The following is a 15421-nucleotide window of genomic DNA, read 5'->3' on the forward strand; positions in this document are numbered from 1 at the left end:
GGGCCCCTGCTCCACCAGAGAGATGGTTCAGGGCCTTCCTGTCGCCACCGTGACCGAGTACGCCGGGGACTGGGGGCACCCCCTCTGGGGGATCTCCCGAGACCGTTCGGGCCGCGCGGCTGAACGGGCTCACACACGCTCGGTCCACAGGAACGGTTCAGGCGCTGATCGGCCTCGACCAGGCCGGAATCGTCCCCGTCACCTGGCACAGGGCGAGATAAAGGGGTATCGGCGGGGTGTACGGGAGGGTGTCGTGCGGGCGGTGCAGGAGGGGCGGGATGCGCGGGGCCCCGAGGACCACCGCTCCTGTGGAGTAGTGCGCGGGGGCGGGCCACTCCAGGGCGTAGTCGGAGTCGGCGGGGACGAGCCACCACCAGTGACCCGTGTCCGCGTAGACACAGCCCACGCGCGGTAGCCGGGGCAGTATCTGGGGGCCGAAGCGGGCGGGCACCGCCACCGCGTCGCAGCCCAGAGGGGCGGCCATGCCGTCCGGTATCGGAAGGTGCAGGGAGTTTCCCGGGCGGGGCGGACTGTGCAGGCCGCGCTTCACGCGCACCAGCGTGTCCATGGTGACGACCCGGTCCCCGGTGGACGAACCCCTTACACCCATTCGGCCTCTGTCCCCGTCCCCGTCGTCGCGTGCCCCTGAAACCGATGGCGCCCGTGGTGTCCGTTGTGCGCCTGCGTGTCGTCGGCGGGTTCCGGTTCCGGGTCGCCGGCGGTGCCGGGGCGGGGCGGCTGCGCGCCCCAGCCGAGGTCGCCGCGGGCCGCCGTGCCGTCGTGGGCGTCGGCGCCCACGACGGCCGTCCGGGCGAGCTCGGCCCAGACCAGCAGGCCGGGGCCGTGTTCCTGGGCGCCCCAGGCCCTGCACATGGCCTCGACGAGGAGCAGCCCCCTCCCCTGCTCGTCGTCGGGGCGCTGCGGCGACTGATGAGGCACGCCGGGCGCACAGCCCTCGTCACGCACCGCTATGCGCACCAGGTCGGCGCCGTCGTGCAGCTCGCAGACTATGTGGCTGCTCGCGGTGTGCACGATGGCGTTGGTGACCAGCTCGGTGACGACCAGGGCTGCCGTGTCGCAGGTGTCCTCGCAGACCGACCAGCCCGTGAGCCGGGCACGCGTCAGGCGGCGGGCCTGCGCGGGCGAGCCCGGATGGGCGGCCAGCTCGAAGCGGAACCGGCGCTCGTCCGCCGTGCCGGGGCGCAGCGAGGCTGCGGACCCGGGACCGGAGCGGTCCGCGGCGGCGTCTGTTCCTAAGGGCGGGGACGGAATCACGCTTGCCACTATCTCCCCGCCGTGAACACTTGGCAAGTGTCACTCTGAAAAATGCAGAGTGCGGTGTGACGGAGTGGAACGGCGTGGCACACTGCTCGCAACAGCACGCGGAGCGGCGCCAGTTGGGACTTTCGGCAGGTTTTCGAATAAACCTTCGAACGAATTCCCGGTGGCGCCGCCGGGCTGTCAGGAATCTTCACCGGCGTACGCCGGTGCTCGATGGAGGTGGAGCGTGAGCGAACCGCGGTCCGCGCCGACGGTCGGACAGGTCGTCCTCGGCCGGCGCCTGCTGGACCTGCGGGAGCGCGCGGGCCTGCGGCGTGAGGAGGCCGCGCGCATCCTCCGGGTCGCCCCCGCCACCGTCCGCCGTATGGAGATGGCCGAGGTCTCGCTCAAGATCCCGTACCTCCAGCTCCTCCTGAAGTCGTACGGCGTCTCGGACGAGGAGTCCGAGGCGTTCGTCCAGCTGGCCGAGGACGCCAATCTGCCCGGGTGGTGGCAGCGGTTCCACGACGTGCTGCCCGGCTGGTTCTCCATGCACGTCAGCCTGGAGGGCGCGGCGAGCCTCATCCGCCAGTACGAGCCCCACTTCGTCCCCGGCCTGCTGCAGACCGAGGAGTACGCCCTCGGCGTCCTGAGATCGGGCGCCATCGGCCAGACCAGACCCGAGGACATCGAGCGCCATGTCGCGCTGCGCATGGAACGTCAGGGGCTGCTCACCCGTGACGGCGCGCCCCGGCTGTGGGTCGTGATGGACGAGACCGTTCTGCGCCGCCCGGTGGGTGGCCCGGAGGTGATGCGTGCGCAGATCGACAGACTGCTCGACGCCACGGACCTGCCCAACGTGACCCTCCAGGTCGCCCCCTTCTCCGCGGGGCCGCACCCGGGCACCTACGGGCCGTTCGTGTTGTTCCGTTTTGCCGTGCCGGAACTCCCGGACATGGTCTACAGCGAGTACCTGACCGGCGCCATCTATCTGGATTCGCGCACCGAGGTGGCCACCCACCTGGAGGTCATGGACCGCATGGCGGCTCAGTCCGCTACAGCACATCGCACGAAGGAGATCCTCCGGGATCTCCGCAAGGAGCTCTGAATCTCTGCATGGATCGCATGACGTCCAAGGCCCGGATACGCCACGAGCGAATCAATGAGCTGACCACTGAACGGGTCACCGAGCGGGCGAGTGCCCGCATCTACAACGGCATGCCCGCCGGTGAACTGGGCAGCGAGGGCTGGCACAAGCCCTGGAGCGGCGGCAACGGCGGCAACTGCCTGGAGGCGATGAAGCTCGCCGACGGCCGGATCGCCGTGCGCCAGTCCACCGACCCGGACGGTCCGGCGCTGATCTACACGACGGCCGAGATGCTCGCCTTCATCGAGGGCGCCAAGGCGGGGGAGGCCGACTTCCTGCTCTCCTGAGGTCCGGTTCCGGCCGTTTGTGCGGCGTCGGTTCCGTTGTGTTCAGTCGATTCCCCATATTTGGTTAATTTGGTGCTCAGTTGATCACTTGCCACGCCAGACACCGAAAAGACTTACGGAGTTCGTCATGACCGGGCAGCACCCCATCGAGATAGACACCAGCAAGCCTCATCCCGCGCGGATGTACGACTGGTATCTGGGCGGCAAGGACAACTACCCGGTCGACGAGGCGATGGGCCGGCAGATGCTCGCCCTCGACTCGCGCGTCCCGGTGATGGCGAAGGTCAACCGCGCCTTCATGCATCGCGCCACGCGCTGGCTGGCCGGGCACGGCGTGCGCCAGTTCCTGGACGTCGGCACCGGTATCCCGACCGAGCCGAACCTCCACCAGATCGCCCAGGAGATCGCGCCCGACGCGCGGGTCGTCTACTGCGACAACGACCCCATCGTGCTGGCCCACGCGGCGGCCCTGCTGCGCGGTACGGAGGAGGGCGTCACCGAGTACCTCCAGGCCGACGTGCGCGACCCGGACGCCATCATCGAGGGCGCGAAGAAGGTCCTGGACTTCGACCGGCCCGTCGCGCTCTCGCTCGTCGCCCTGCTGCACTTCATCTCCGACGAGGACGGCGCGCACGACCTGGTCGGCCGCCTGCTGGCCGCCCTGCCCGCCGGCAGCTACCTGATGATGACCCACGCGACCGCCGACTTCTCCCCGGCGGAGTCGGCTGCCGCGACGGCGAAGCTCAAGGCGGCGGGTGTCACCCTCGCCCTGCGCTCCCGCACCGAGTTCGCCCGCTTCTTCGACGGCCTCGACCTGGTCGAGCCCGGCGTCGAGGTGGTCGACAGGTGGCATCCGGAGCTGGGCGAGCCGATCCCGGGCCAGGAGGACGCCGTGATTCCGGGGTACGGCGCGGTGGGCCGCACGTCCTGACGCGGACGCACGGGGCGGCGGTCACGGCCCGGGGATTCCCGGCTCGGCGACCTGGGCCGCGCTCAGGTCCCCGGCGCGCGGATCTATGACGGTGGTGATGCCGAGGCCCGTCGACGCCCGGAGCCGGCAGGCGAGGGCACGGCCCCGCGCCACAGCCGCCCCTGGGAGTCCGAGGGCTGGGAGCGGTGGACACCCTTGACCGTGCGGGTCCCCGCCGGCGCCGGTGTCCCCTCATCGTCGCCTCGTCGTCCCCGTGCGACACGGCCAGGGTGTCGAGCGCGCCGGCCGTTCGCGTCGTCCGGGCTCCCTCATCCCGGGGGAAGTGCCTGGCAGAGCGCCTCCAGTGCCGCACCGTAGGCATGCTCGGAGGGTGCCGCGTACCCCACGACGAGCCCGTCGAGCGTGATCGAACCCTGTCCTTCGGGCGGTGCCGTTCCCGACGCGTGAAACTCGGGATGCCGGAACTCCGCGAGCCCGTCGAGGGCGATTCCCCGCCAGGCCGCCGCCTTCACCGCCGACCGCTCCGTCCCGGGCGGCAGCCGCAGCACCGCGTGCAGGCCGGCCGCGACTCCGGTGACCTCGACATGCGGCGCGTGCGTGGCGAGGGCGGCGACGAGCCGGTCACGGCGGCGCCGGTACCGCTGCCGCATCCGCCGCACATGACGGTCGTACGACCCCGACCCGAGGAAGTCGGCGAGCGCCAGCTGATCGAGCGCGCTCGTCCACGCCTCCCGCTCACCCTTCAGCGCGAGCACCGGCTCCACGTACCGCTCCGGTAGGACCATCCAGCCCAGCCGCAGCGCGGGGGACAGGCTCTTGCTGACCGAGCCGAGGTGGATCACCCGCTCCGGGTCCAGCCCCTGTACGGCGCCGACGGGCCGGCGGTCGTAGCGGAACTCCCCGTCGTAGTCGTCCTCCAGGATCAGCCCGCCACGCGCGCGTGCCCAGTCGATCACTGCCGCACGGCGCTCGGGGTGCAGCGGGCCGCCGGTCGGGAACTGGTGCGCGGGCGTGAGCAGTACGGCCCGCTCCCGGTCGAGCAGACCGACCCGTGCGCCGTCCTCGTCGAGGGGCAGCGGCACGGTCCGTACCCCGGCCGCGGCCAACAGCTCCCGGTGGAAGCCGAGTCCGTACGCCTCCACGGCCAACGGCCCGCGCAGTACGGCGTCGGCGCCCCCGCTGCCGCTCGTGCCGCCGAAGAGCAGCCGCAGGGCGTGTGCGAAGCCCGAGCAGATGACGATGCGTGCGGGCTCGGTACGTACGCCACGCGCGCGTGCCAGGTACTCCGCGAGCGCCTCCCGCAGTTCGGCCCGTCCGGCCGGATCGCCGGGCCCGAACGCCTCGTTCGGCGCCTGTTGGACCGCCCGCCGGTACGAGGCCAGCCAGGCGGAACGCGGGAACCCCGACGCGTCCGGCTTGCCCTGGCGCAGGTCGTGTCGGGGCCCACGCGCGCGTGGAGGTGCCTTTACGGCGACACGGGACGCCGCCCTGAGGGGTTCGGCGCGCTCTGCCACCCGGGTGCCCGAGCCCTGGCGGGCGGTCAGCCAGCCCTCGGCGACGAGTTCGGCGTACGCGTCGGCCACCGTGTTGCGGGCCACACCGAGGTCGGCGGCGAGGGAACGGTACGGAGGCAGCAGAGTGCCGGGCGCGAGCCGGCCGCTGCGGACGGCGTCCCGCAGGGCACGGATCAGCGCGGCCCGCCGCCCGCCCGGTCCCGTCGGCTCCAGTTCCAGATGCAGGTCGGCGCCGACGCGCTCGGCGGAATTGACCCATGTTTCTGCCATGGAAATGAACCCTACAGCCGGTCTTTCCGGCCCGTAGATTCATGGTCATGACGACGAACACGAACGCCGCGAACCCCACGACCGCCCACCTCGCGGGGGCCGCCGAAACCCCCCGCCTGAACTTCGGGAAGACGGCCCCCAAGGTCTTCCGCGCCCTCATCGGCTTCGACGCGGCGGCCCGCGAGGGCCTCGACCCGGCGCTGGTCGAACTGATCCAGATCCGCGCCTCGCACCTCAACCACTGCGCGTACTGCCTCCACATGCACACCAACGACGCGCGCAAGGCGGGCGAGAGCGAGGACCGGCTGCACCTGGTCGCGGTGTGGCGCGAGGCCCGCCACTTCTACACCCCGAGGGAACAGGCGGCGCTGGCCCTCACGGAGGCGGTCACCCTGGTGGCCGACGCCGGCGTCCCGGACGACGTCTACACCGAGGCCGCGGCCCACTTCGACGACCGGGAGCTGGCCCAGGTCCTGTCTCTGATCCTCGCGATCAACACCTGGAACCGGGTGGCCCTGGCGACCCGAAAGGTGGCTGGTACGGACGAGCGCTGACCCGCGCTCGGGACGGACGAGGCGGGGGCGGGGCGCTGGGACAGTTACACGGTCATCGGGCGGTCGTACGGCCCTATGGGCGCCGGCAACTGCGTGGCGCCCATCAGCCGACGGTCCACGGCCGCCGCGACCGCCCGCCCCTCCGCTATCGCCCACACGATCAGCGACTGCCCGCGCGCCGCGTCCCCCGCCGCGTACACCCCCGGCACGTTCGTCGCGAAGTCCGCGTCGCGGGCGATCGTGCCACGCGGGTCCAGGGCGAGCCCGAGCTGGTCGATCAGACCGTCCTCCCGGCCGGGCCCGGAGAAGCCGAGGGCGAGCAGCACGAGGTCGGCGGGGAGCGTCCGCCCGGATCCGGGCAGCGGCCGGCGCCCCGCGTCCACCTCGACGAGGTGCAGTGCCCGTACGTGCCCGTCCGCGTCACCCGAGAAGTGGAGCGTGGACGCCGCGAACAGCCGCGCGTCGGCGTCGGCGGCGGGCGCCGACTCCAGGTCGCGGGCCTCCTCGTGCGCGGCCGACAGCCGGTAGATCCTCGGGTACGTCGGCCACGGGTCGGCGTCCTCGTCGCGCTCCGCGCCGGGCTGGGCGTAGATGTCCAACTGGGTGATGGAGGCGGCCCCTTCACGCACCGCGGTGCCCAGACAGTCGGCCCCCGTGTCACCGCCGCCGACGATGACGACGTGCTTCCCGGCGGCGGACATCGGGGACGCCTCCAGATCCCCCTGGCACACCCGGTTGGCCAGCGGCAGATACTCCATCGCCTGATGAACGCCGGCCAACTCCCGCCCGGGAAGCGGCAGATCACGCCACGCCGTGGCCCCTGTGGCCAGCACCACGGCGTCGTAACGCGACCGCAGCTCGGCGGCCCCGACATCACGCCCGACGGCTGTCGACGTACGGAACTTGGTTCCCTCGGCCCGCATCTGCTCGATGCGCCGCTCAAGGTGGTGCTTCTCCATCTTGAATCCGGGGATGCCGTACCGCATGAGCCCGCCGGGCCGGTCGTCCTTCTCGTACACGGCGACGGTGTGTCCGGCCCGGGTCAGCTGCTGGGCGGCGGCCAGCCCGGTGGGCCCCGACCCGATCACCGCGACCGTACGCCCCGACAGCCGGTCCGGCGGTCTCGGCGGTGCGAAGCCTTCGGACCAGGCCCGGTCGGCGATGGCCACCTCGACGTTCTTGATGGTCACCGCGGGCTGGTTGATGGCCAGCACACAACCCGCCTCGCACGGAGCCGGGCACAACCTCCCGGTGAACTCGGGGAAGTTGTTCGTGGCGTGCAGCCGGTCGCTCGCCGCGCGCCAGTCCTCCCGGGAGACCAGGTCGTTCCACTCGGGGATCAGGTTTCCCAGTGGACAGGCCTCGTGGCAGAACGGGACACCACAGTCCATGCAGCGACCGGCCTGCTTGCCGACAATGGGGAGCAGCGCCCCCGGGACGTACACCTCGTCCCAGTCACGGACCCGCTCCTCGACGGGCCTGCGCGGCCAGTTCTGGCGTGCTGTGGTGAGAAAACCCTTGGGATCGCCCATGACCGTGTCCTCGCCGTCTTCCCTGCGTACGCATGACGGGGCCGTGCGTCATCGGGCGGCACTCTCCTTCGGCCACGATACGACTCATCGACCAGGCACGCCGAGCGGGACGGCGGCCCGGCCGGCGGCTCAGGCGACGGCCAGGACGTACAGCACCGAGGCAGCCCCCGAGGCGACCGTGCGTATGTGGTTCCACAGGGTCCACTCGCGTACGTACACGGGCCAGTACGCGGCGGCCTCCGCCGTCCCCGGCTCCAGCTCCGCCAGCGCGTTGTTGCGCGGCACGTTCGCGCCCATGGTGAGCCCGAACGAGCCGAACAGATACAGCGCGCTGCCCACCAGCAGCTCCACCGCACCTTCGTCCGGCCACACCACGAACGTGACCACGACGGTCACCAGACACACGGCGGCCGACCCGAGGAACACGAGCATGAAGGGCGGATTCACCGCGGTGACGTTGATCGCCCGCATCGCGGCGACACCCTGCGCGGGCGGCAGCGCCGCGAGCCCCCTCATCACGAACGTCGAGAACCCGCAGAAGACCGTTCCTGTGGACTGATCGGGAGTGAGCCCCGTTCAGCCGCGCGCCCCGAACGGTCTTGGGCGAGCTGGTCCCCGGCGTACTCGACCCCGGGCGGCGACACGCATCCTGTGCGTGGTCCGGGCCCGGGAGGCCAGTTCCCTGCGCGACCTGGCCAGGTGGGTACGGCCAGAGGCGACGGGGAGGCCCTGAACCATCCTCTGGTGGAGCAGGGGCCCCGCACGCTGACGCCGTACCCGGTGTCCCAGGTCGCACGACCACGTTAGCCCGAACGGCCCAGGGCACCGCAAGCCAGCAAGCGGACGATCACACGAACGAGCTAATTCCGACTCGGTCCCAGCACCGTCCCCCATTCCCTGAGCCTCGCCTCGACGTCACCGGCGATCCGCCGCCGAGCCTCGCGCCGCGCGACCCCGCTCATCAGCAACTGGTCGTACGACGTGTCCACATGCCGTACGGCCGCCACGACCGCCGAGATCACCGCCCCCTCGGACAACGCCCGCCCCGCCGCACTCCGCGCCACACGCCCACTGCCACGCACCGAGGCGTGCGCGGCGATCGCCTCCGCCCGATCCCTCGGGCACCCGGGAAACAGCCGGTGGATCTCCCGCGAGAACGCCTCCGTGAACCGCAGATCCTCTGCGGCCCGCCTGTATCCGTCCCGCGACCGACGCCGCCGCCGTGCCTCGGCGTCCGCCAGACACCGCTCCTCGGCCCGGGTGAGCCCCGCCTCCTCGACCAGAACGCCCTGCCGCTCGTACCGTCCCTGTCGCCGGTTGAATCGCACGACCACCGCCGACAGCCCGCTCTCCTCCCGCGACCTGCGCGTCAACGCGGTGTCGCCCCTGGGCAGGAACACCAGATGCCCGAGATCGGCGCAGTCGAGACACCGAGGCGCCCCCTCCTCCAGCACGAGCAGTGCCAACGGCCCCCGTCGGCACTCGGCACAGTGGCGCCGCCTGAGCGGCTGCACGACGAGAAGTCCGGTCTGGAGCGGGGGAGTCGCACGGTCTTCCACAGGTGTGTGATTCCCATCGGCGACCAGGAATCCCCGGACGGACCTCACCTGCTCGCCACCGGCGGTCACCCGGCATCATGGGCCGTGTGCGACTGGAACCGATCACCTGGGACCGGCTCGGCGACCTTCTCGCCGAACGTGTGCTCGACCTGAAGCCGGACGACGGCAGCCCCTGGCCACGCATCGCTTTCGACGGGGCCCCGGCCGCCCGCCCAGGAGACCTCGCCGAACGTGTGGCCGAGGCGCTGCGCCTACGCGGCCGGCCCTCACTCGCCGTCGACACCGCCGGCTTCCTGCGCCCCGCCTCTCTCCGGCTGGAGTACGGCCACGAGGACGTGGAGGCCTACTACAACGGCTGGTTCGACACCGGCGCCCTCTGGCGCGAGGTCTTCGGCCCCCTCGAACCGGGCGGCACCGGCCGAGTCCTTCCCGACCTCCGCGACCCGCTCACCGACCGCTCCACCCGCAGTCCCTACGTCCAGCTCCCGCCCGGCGGAATCCTGTTGCTGCACGGCCCCTTCCTGCTGCGCCACTGGTTCCCGTTCGACAGAGCCGTCCACGTCCTCCTCTCCCCGGCGGCCCTGCGCCGCCGTACCCCCGAGGCCGAGCACTGGACGCTCCCCGCCTTCGAGCGCTACGAGAGCGAGACGGACCCCGCCACCACGGCCGACGTCCTGATACGCGCGGACGACCCGCGTCACCCGGCGTGGAACGGCTGACCCGGCTTCGGCCGCCGCGCCCGAAAACCGCTGACTTCCGGGTGCGCATCCCCGGGAGCGCGGCAAGAATGTAGGGCGCCGGGACTAGCGGTGCCCTCCGCGCCGCGCCGGCCGCCGGCACCGGGAGGTACTTCATGACCACCGCCGGAGACATCATGCACCGCGGCGCCCAGTGGATCCCCGCCCACGAGACCCTCGACCGGGCCGCCCAGTTGATGCGCGAGCTCAACGTGGGCGCCCTGCCCATCAGCGACGAGAACGAACGCCTCTGCGGCATCCTCACGGACCGCGACATCGTCGTCGGGTGTGTGGCCATGGGCCACGATCCGGCAAAGGTCACCGCGGGAGAGATGGCACAGGGCACCCCGCGCTGGATCGACGCGAGCGCCGATGTCAGCGAAGTGCTCGAAGAGATGAAGGACCACCAGATCCGTCGGCTCCCGGTGATCGAGAACAAGCGCCTGGTCGGCATGATCAGCGAGGCCGATCTGGCCCAGCACCTCACGGACGACCAGATCGCGTCCTGGGCCGAGAGCGTCTACGCCAGGACCACGATGCGCTGACCCGCCGCCCCGTCACACACCCTCGTGGTGAGGGTGTGTGTCCGGTCGGCCGTGTCAGAGCCAGCCGTTGCGCCGGAAGCTCCGGTACAGCGTCAGACAGACGACGGATATCAGGCCGATGACCAGCGGATAGCCGAACTGCCAACGCAGCTCCGGCATGTGATCGAAGTTCATGCCGTAGACCCCGCACACCATCGTCGGTACGGCGATCACCGCCGCCCACGCCGTGATCCTGCGCATGTCCTCGTTCTGCGCGACCGTGACCTGCGCGAGGTGGGCCTGAAGAATCGAGTTGAGCAGCTCGTCGAACGCCGCGATCTGCTCCGTGGCCCGGATCTGATGGTCGGAGACGTCCCTGAAGTAGGCCTGTATCTCCGGGTCGATCACCCGTATCGGCCGCGTCGCCAGTTCCTGCAGCGGCCGGTGCAGTGGAGCCACGGCCCGCTTCAGTTCCAGGAGTTCACGCTTGAGCTGGTAGATCCGGCCCGGGTCGGCCCGCGCGCCGTTCGTCGCGAACACATCCGTCTCGACCTGGTCGATGTCTGCCTGCACCGCGTCCGTGACCTGCAGGTAGTCGTCGACCACATGGTCCGCGATCGCGTGCAGCACGGCCGCCGGGCCCTTGGCGAGCTGCTGGGGGTCGGCTTCCAGACCCTCGCGCAGCGGGCCCAGTGAGCCGTGCCGTCCATGTCGTACGGTGATCACGAACTCCCGGCCGACGAAGACCATGATCTCGCCGGTGTTCACCACCTCGCTGGTCGCCGTCAGTTCGGTGTGCTCGACATAGCAGACCGTCTTGAACACCGCGAACAGGGTTTCGCCGTACCGCTCCAGTTTCGGGCGCTGGTGGGCGTCGACCGCGTCCTCGACCGCGAGCGGGTGCAGGTCGAAGAGCTGGGCGATGCCCGCGAACTCCTGGTCCGTCGGCTCGTGGAGACCGAGCCAGACGAAGCCCTCGTCGCTCTTGCGTACCCGTCGCACGGCATCGACCAGGTCCCGGCCGGCCGGGATCCGGACGCCGTCCTCGTAGGCCACGCAGTTCACGACCGCGGAGCCCAGCGGGGACCGGGCGTGGTGACTCAGGTCTACGTGCGGGCTCCGCCGTGCCAGCCGTGCCACCTTGCGGAGGCCGCCGACCCTGCTGAGGCCGGTGACCTGCCGCAGATTCCCTGCCATGGACATCTGGACCCCCTCGCGTGGATCTCCTCGTGCCGCACTGTCCGCACCATGCGTCCGGTTCGCCAGTGTGCCAGCCCCTCGCGAACTCCGGAGGAGCCTGTGGGAACGGAAGGTTCCGCTTCGGTTTCGTCGGTCGGCGCGATCGTCGGACATCTCGTCGTACGGGAGCGTCGACCCGGCCGAACAAAGCGGACGACTGGGATGATCTCGGCATGACGCGAACCGACGGGTATCTTCTCGACAACCGGCAGACCGAGGCGGGACAACGCTTCGACGCCTTCGCCGCCCTCTTCGATCCCACGACCTTCCGGCACCTCGAAGGGTTCGGCGTGGGACCCGGCTGGCGCTGCTGGGAGGTCGGTGTCGGCGGCACCTCGGTGGTCTCCTGGCTGGCCAAGAAGGTGGGCCCGACCGGGAAGGTCGTCGCGACCGACCTCGACACCTCGTGGGTGGCCCCGGCAGCCCGCCCGCCGGTAGAGGTGCGCGTCCACGACGTCGGCGTCGACGAGCCGCCGGGGGAGGGGTTCGACCTGGTGCACGCCCGGCTCGTCCTCGTCCATGTGCCGGACCGGGAAAGGGCGTTGCGCTCGATGATCAAGTCGCTGCGTCCCGGCGGACGGCTCCTGGTCGAGGACGCCGATCCCGCTCTGCAACCCCTGCTCTGCCCCGACGAGCACGGCCCCGAGCAGCAGCTCGCCAACCGGCTGCGCCACAGCTTCCGCCAACTCCTCGCGGACAGCGGCGCCGACCTGGCGTACGGCCGCAGACTCCCGCGGCTGCTGCGCGAGGCGGGCCTGCGCAACGTACAGGCCGACGCCTACTTCCCCGTCACCTCGCCCGCCTGCGCCGCGCTGGAGTCGGCGACGATCCGTCAGATCCGGGAGCCGCTCGTAGCCGGGGGCCACGCCACGGACCAGGAGATCGACCACCATCTGGCCAACGTCGCCGCGGGCGGGATGGACCTGGCGACGGCGCCGATGATCTCGGCCTGGGGGCGCAAGGGTTAGCCGACGGCGACGGCAGTCGGGGGCACTGCTCACCGTCCCCCTCAACCGAGAACCGGAGGCCTCCCGCCCACTCGCTCCACCGCACGCGCGCCCGCCCGGCATCCCTCCGCCGCCGCGTCCTCGGGTGCGGCGCCCGTCAGCAGGGCGGCGAGGAACGCGCCGGTGAAGGCGTCGCCGGCGCCCGTCGTGTCCCGGGGTGTCGCGGGCACGGCCGGGACACGAGCGGCGAGGCTCCCCGAGCGGGCCACCAGCGCGCCTTCGGCACCCTGCTTCGCGACCACCAGCGGGACGTGGCGGCTCAGTTCGGCCGCCGCGTCCGCCGGATTGGGCAACCCGGTGAGCAGACAGGCCTCGTCACGGCTCGGCAGCAGGACATCCACTCCGGACACGAGATCCAGGAAGCGGTCGACACCCAGTTCGACGAGGAACCCCGCGGACGCCGGATCCAGGCTCACCGGTACGCCACGCGCGCGTGCCGACTCCAGCGCCACCGCCACGAACGCCCGGCTCGGCGCCGAGAACAGCAGATAGCCCGAGAGATGCAGCCGTGCGACACCGTCGAGCAGTACGTCCGACCAGTCGTCGGGGTCCAGCCGCAGCGAGGCGCCGCTCTGGGTCACCAACGTGCGCTCGGCTGCCGCGTCCGCGTCCACCAGGCAGATCACCGTCCCGGTCGGCGCCTCGGGATCGACGACGAGGCGTGGCCGTACCCCGCAGGCGGTCAGCTCGCGCTCGTGCCACTCCGCCGAGTCCGCGCCCACCCGTCCGAGCAGCCGTACCTCCGCGCGGCCCCAATGGGCTGCCCAGCAGGCCACATTGGCGCCCGCACCGCCCGGCAGGGTCCGGATCGCGGCGGTGGTGTCGGTCCCCGGCGCGAGCGGACCCCGGTGCCGGGCGACGATGTCCGTGATGACGTCCCCGACGACGAGCAGCGCCCCGCCCGGCTCCGTCACGCCCCGGCCCAGGCCGCCGCGATCCGCCCCGCGAGCCGTACGTTGCCGCGGACCGCTGCCAGGTTGGCGCTCAGCGAGGCACCGTCGGTGTGCCGCACCAGGTAGTCGAGCAGGAACGGTGTCACCGCCTGCCCGCTCACGCCCTGCTCCTCGCACGCGTGCAGCGCGTCGGCGAGCACGCGCGCGTGGAGCCCGGGATCCAGTTGCTGCTGCTCGGGCACCGGATTGGCGACGATGAACGCCGACTCGGGGGAATCGAGCGCGTCCTGGGCCCGCATCACGTCCGCGACCTGATCCGGCGTGTGCAGCGTCCAGTCCACCGGATGCCCGGAGTCGGAAAGGTAGAAGCCGGGAAAGTTGCCGGTGCCGAAACCCGCCACGGCGACCCCGAGGGTCTCCAGACGCTGCAGGGTGGCCGGCACATCCAGGATCGACTTCACGCCCGCGCAGACGACCGTGATCCTGGTGCGCGCCAGCAGGCCCAGATCGGCGGACTCGTCCTGGGTCACCGTCCACTCCCGGTGCACCCCGCCGAGCCCACCCGTGGCGAACACCCGTACGCCCGCGCGGGCGGCCAGCAGCGCGGTCGCCGACACCGTGGTCGCCCCGCTCGCCCCGGTGGCCACCGCGAGCGGCAGATCGCGGTGGCCCAGCTTGCGGATCCCGTCCTCGTTCGCGACCCGTTCCAACTGCTCCTTGTCCAGGCCGACATGGGGGCGCCCGTCCAGCACGGCGATCGTGGCGGGGACGGCGCCTTCCTGGCGTACGACGTCCTCGAGTTCCAGCGCCACCTGCAGATTGCGGGGGCGCGGCAGCCCGTGCGCGATGATCGTGGACTCCAGGGCCACCACGGGTCGACGCGCGTCGACCGCTTCCCGCACTTCTTCGGACACCACCAGCATCACGTGCCTGCTTCCTGTCGTTCGGTCTTCCCTGATCTTTGGCGGGCAGCGTGCCCGGTCAAACCCCTGCGGCCTGTGGCAGACGCCACCAGCCTCCCATCGTGCCCGAGGGGTGGGGAGGCGCAGTTCCTACTTCCGGGACCTTGGCGGCAACGCCTTCAACGTGAACAAGGCCAGCGCGCCCACGGGTATCAGCAGGCACGCGGCGGCGAGGTTCAGCCACCCGTAGCCCGCCTGGGCCATCACGAGCCCGGCTGCCGCCCCGCCGAGGCCCGCCGAGGTGTTCATGGTGAGGTCGGACAGCCCCTGCGCGGCAGCGCGCGCGGCCTCGGGCACGGAGTCCGTGAGCAGGGCGGATCCGGAGACCAGCCCGGCCGACCAGCCCAGCCCCAGGACGAAGAGCCCCACCGCGGTACGGCCGTGACTGCCGTCGGCTGTGCCCGCGAGGAACGCCGAGCAGGCCAGCAGGCCAACGGCGAGACCGATGCCGGACAGCCGCCCGACCCCGTCGGACAGGCGCCCCATGAGCGGCGAGAACGCGTACATGCCCGCGATGTGGCCACTGATGACCAGCCCGATCAGATCGATGCTCGCGCCGTGGTGGCCGAGCGCGACCGGGGTCATCGACATGACCGAGACCATGGCCGTGTGGCACACGGCCACCGTCACGAGCGCGAGCCGGGCACGCGGCGAGGCCGCGACGGCGGCAAGACCCGCCCGCAGGGACCGGCCCCCGGCCGACCGCTCCTCCACCGGGGCGAGTGCGCGGGCCGTGAGCAGAGGATCGGGGCGCAACAGAACGGCCACCGTCACCGCCGCGACCAGGAAGATCCCGGCCGCCCAGAGGAAGGGGCCCGCCACCACGGGTATCCCGAGTCCGGACACACTGCGCCCCGCGGGTGCGGCGATGTTCGGCCCTAGGGCCTGTGTGGAGTTGTGATCAAGGCTGTGATCCGAGGTGTCGGATCCAGAGGAGGCCGGCACATAATTCGAGTCCGGCCTGGTAGCTTTCAGGCTTTTTGTCGTAGCGGACGGCGAGACCGC

16 protein-coding genes and 2 pseudogenes are annotated in these 15421 nt (G+C 71.5%); 7 read left to right on the forward strand and 11 right to left on the reverse strand.

What is annotated here, in order from left to right; genetic code table 11:
• Window positions 1–157: 157 nt before the first annotated feature.
• Window positions 158–610, reverse strand: a complete 453-nt coding sequence (locus G3I71_RS14695; RefSeq protein ID WP_164314785.1) for a hypothetical protein — start codon at window positions 608–610, stop codon at window positions 158–160.
• Window positions 601–1284, reverse strand: a complete 684-nt coding sequence (locus G3I71_RS14700) for an ATP-binding protein (protein ID WP_164314787.1) — start codon at window positions 1282–1284, stop codon at window positions 601–603. The genes G3I71_RS14695 and G3I71_RS14700 overlap by 10 nt, the downstream gene beginning before the upstream one ends.
• Window positions 1285–1507: 223 nt before the next feature.
• Here G3I71_RS14700 and G3I71_RS14705 point away from each other — a divergent pair, with 223 nt between their 5' ends.
• The 3 genes from G3I71_RS14705 to G3I71_RS14715 all read left to right on the forward strand — a co-directional run bounded on the left by G3I71_RS14705 (window position 1508) and on the right by G3I71_RS14715 (window position 3625).
• Window positions 1508–2368, forward strand: coding sequence for a helix-turn-helix transcriptional regulator (locus tag G3I71_RS14705; RefSeq protein WP_164314789.1), 861 nt, complete (start codon window positions 1508–1510; stop codon window positions 2366–2368).
• 110 nt (window positions 2369–2478) lie between these two features.
• Complete coding sequence (locus tag G3I71_RS14710) at window positions 2479–2694, forward strand: DUF397 domain-containing protein (RefSeq protein WP_055525969.1); 216 nt, start codon at window positions 2479–2481, stop codon at window positions 2692–2694.
• Window positions 2695–2821: 127 nt separating this feature from the next.
• Window positions 2822–3625 (forward strand): SAM-dependent methyltransferase, encoded by an 804-nt coding sequence (locus tag G3I71_RS14715; protein WP_164314791.1) that lies wholly within the window; start codon window positions 2822–2824, stop codon window positions 3623–3625.
• A 21-nt stretch (window positions 3626–3646) separates the two neighbouring features.
• On the opposite strand, the gene G3I71_RS52270 is transcribed toward G3I71_RS14715, so the two are convergent.
• Entirely contained in the window at window positions 3647–3778 is a 132-nt protein-coding gene (locus tag G3I71_RS52270; RefSeq protein WP_275409202.1) for a hypothetical protein, read from the reverse strand.
• 155 nt (window positions 3779–3933) lie between these two features.
• The gene (locus tag G3I71_RS14725) at window positions 3934–5409 is read right to left on the reverse strand and encodes a PLP-dependent aminotransferase family protein (RefSeq protein WP_164314793.1); all 1476 of its coding nucleotides are present in this window, start codon (window positions 5407–5409) and stop codon (window positions 3934–3936) included.
• 47 nt (window positions 5410–5456) lie between these two features.
• Between G3I71_RS14725 and G3I71_RS14730 the strand changes: the two genes are divergently transcribed.
• Window positions 5457–5963, forward strand: a complete 507-nt coding sequence (locus G3I71_RS14730) for a carboxymuconolactone decarboxylase family protein (RefSeq protein ID WP_239149149.1) — start codon at window positions 5457–5459, stop codon at window positions 5961–5963.
• Window positions 5964–6007: 44 nt separating this feature from the next.
• On the opposite strand, the gene G3I71_RS14735 is transcribed toward G3I71_RS14730, so the two are convergent.
• The 3 genes and pseudogenes from G3I71_RS14735 to G3I71_RS14745 form a co-directional block, all read right to left on the reverse strand.
• The gene (locus tag G3I71_RS14735) at window positions 6008–7495 is read right to left on the reverse strand and encodes a glutamate synthase subunit beta (RefSeq protein WP_164314798.1); all 1488 of its coding nucleotides are present in this window, start codon (window positions 7493–7495) and stop codon (window positions 6008–6010) included.
• A 129-nt stretch (window positions 7496–7624) separates the two neighbouring features.
• Window positions 7625–8038, reverse strand: a pseudogene (locus G3I71_RS14740) (DUF1772 domain-containing protein); the annotation flags it as partial.
• A gap of 317 nt (window positions 8039–8355) precedes the next feature.
• Window positions 8356–9054: a DUF2293 domain-containing protein gene (locus G3I71_RS14745; protein ID WP_164314800.1), complete on the reverse strand. Its 699-nt coding sequence runs from the start codon at window positions 9052–9054 to the stop codon at window positions 8356–8358.
• Window positions 9055–9131: 77 nt separating this feature from the next.
• Here G3I71_RS14745 and G3I71_RS14750 point away from each other — a divergent pair, with 77 nt between their 5' ends.
• On the forward strand, window positions 9132–9773 hold the full coding sequence (locus G3I71_RS14750; protein ID WP_203730255.1) for a uridine kinase: 642 nt from the start codon (window positions 9132–9134) through the stop codon (window positions 9771–9773).
• Between the two features lie 134 nt (window positions 9774–9907).
• On the forward strand, window positions 9908–10336 hold the full coding sequence (locus G3I71_RS14755) for a CBS domain-containing protein (protein WP_164314804.1): 429 nt from the start codon (window positions 9908–9910) through the stop codon (window positions 10334–10336).
• A 54-nt stretch (window positions 10337–10390) separates the two neighbouring features.
• Here G3I71_RS14755 and G3I71_RS14760 read toward each other — a convergent pair whose 3' ends face one another.
• On the reverse strand, window positions 10391–11518 hold the full coding sequence (locus G3I71_RS14760; protein ID WP_164314806.1) for a magnesium and cobalt transport protein CorA: 1128 nt from the start codon (window positions 11516–11518) through the stop codon (window positions 10391–10393).
• Between the two features lie 209 nt (window positions 11519–11727).
• Between G3I71_RS14760 and G3I71_RS14765 the strand changes: the two genes are divergently transcribed.
• Entirely contained in the window at window positions 11728–12522 is a 795-nt protein-coding gene (locus G3I71_RS14765; RefSeq protein WP_164314808.1) for a methyltransferase domain-containing protein, read from the forward strand.
• Between the two features lie 41 nt (window positions 12523–12563).
• Here G3I71_RS14765 and G3I71_RS14770 read toward each other — a convergent pair whose 3' ends face one another.
• From G3I71_RS14770 to G3I71_RS14780, 3 genes and pseudogenes are all read right to left on the reverse strand, one after another.
• Window positions 12564–13475, reverse strand: a complete 912-nt coding sequence (locus G3I71_RS14770) for a sugar kinase (RefSeq protein WP_164314810.1) — start codon at window positions 13473–13475, stop codon at window positions 12564–12566.
• Entirely contained in the window at window positions 13472–14377 is a 906-nt protein-coding gene (locus tag G3I71_RS14775; protein ID WP_164314852.1) for a pseudouridine-5'-phosphate glycosidase, read from the reverse strand. Before G3I71_RS14775 ends, G3I71_RS14770 begins: the two co-directional genes overlap by 4 nt.
• 129 nt (window positions 14378–14506) lie before the next feature.
• Window positions 14507–15298: pseudogene (locus G3I71_RS14780) on the reverse strand (MFS transporter); the annotation flags it as partial.
• Window positions 15299–15421: the final 123 nt, after the last annotated feature.

The organism is Streptomyces sp. SID12501, assembly GCF_010550245.1.
Taxonomy (GTDB): Bacteria; Actinomycetota; Actinomycetes; order Streptomycetales; family Streptomycetaceae; genus Streptomyces.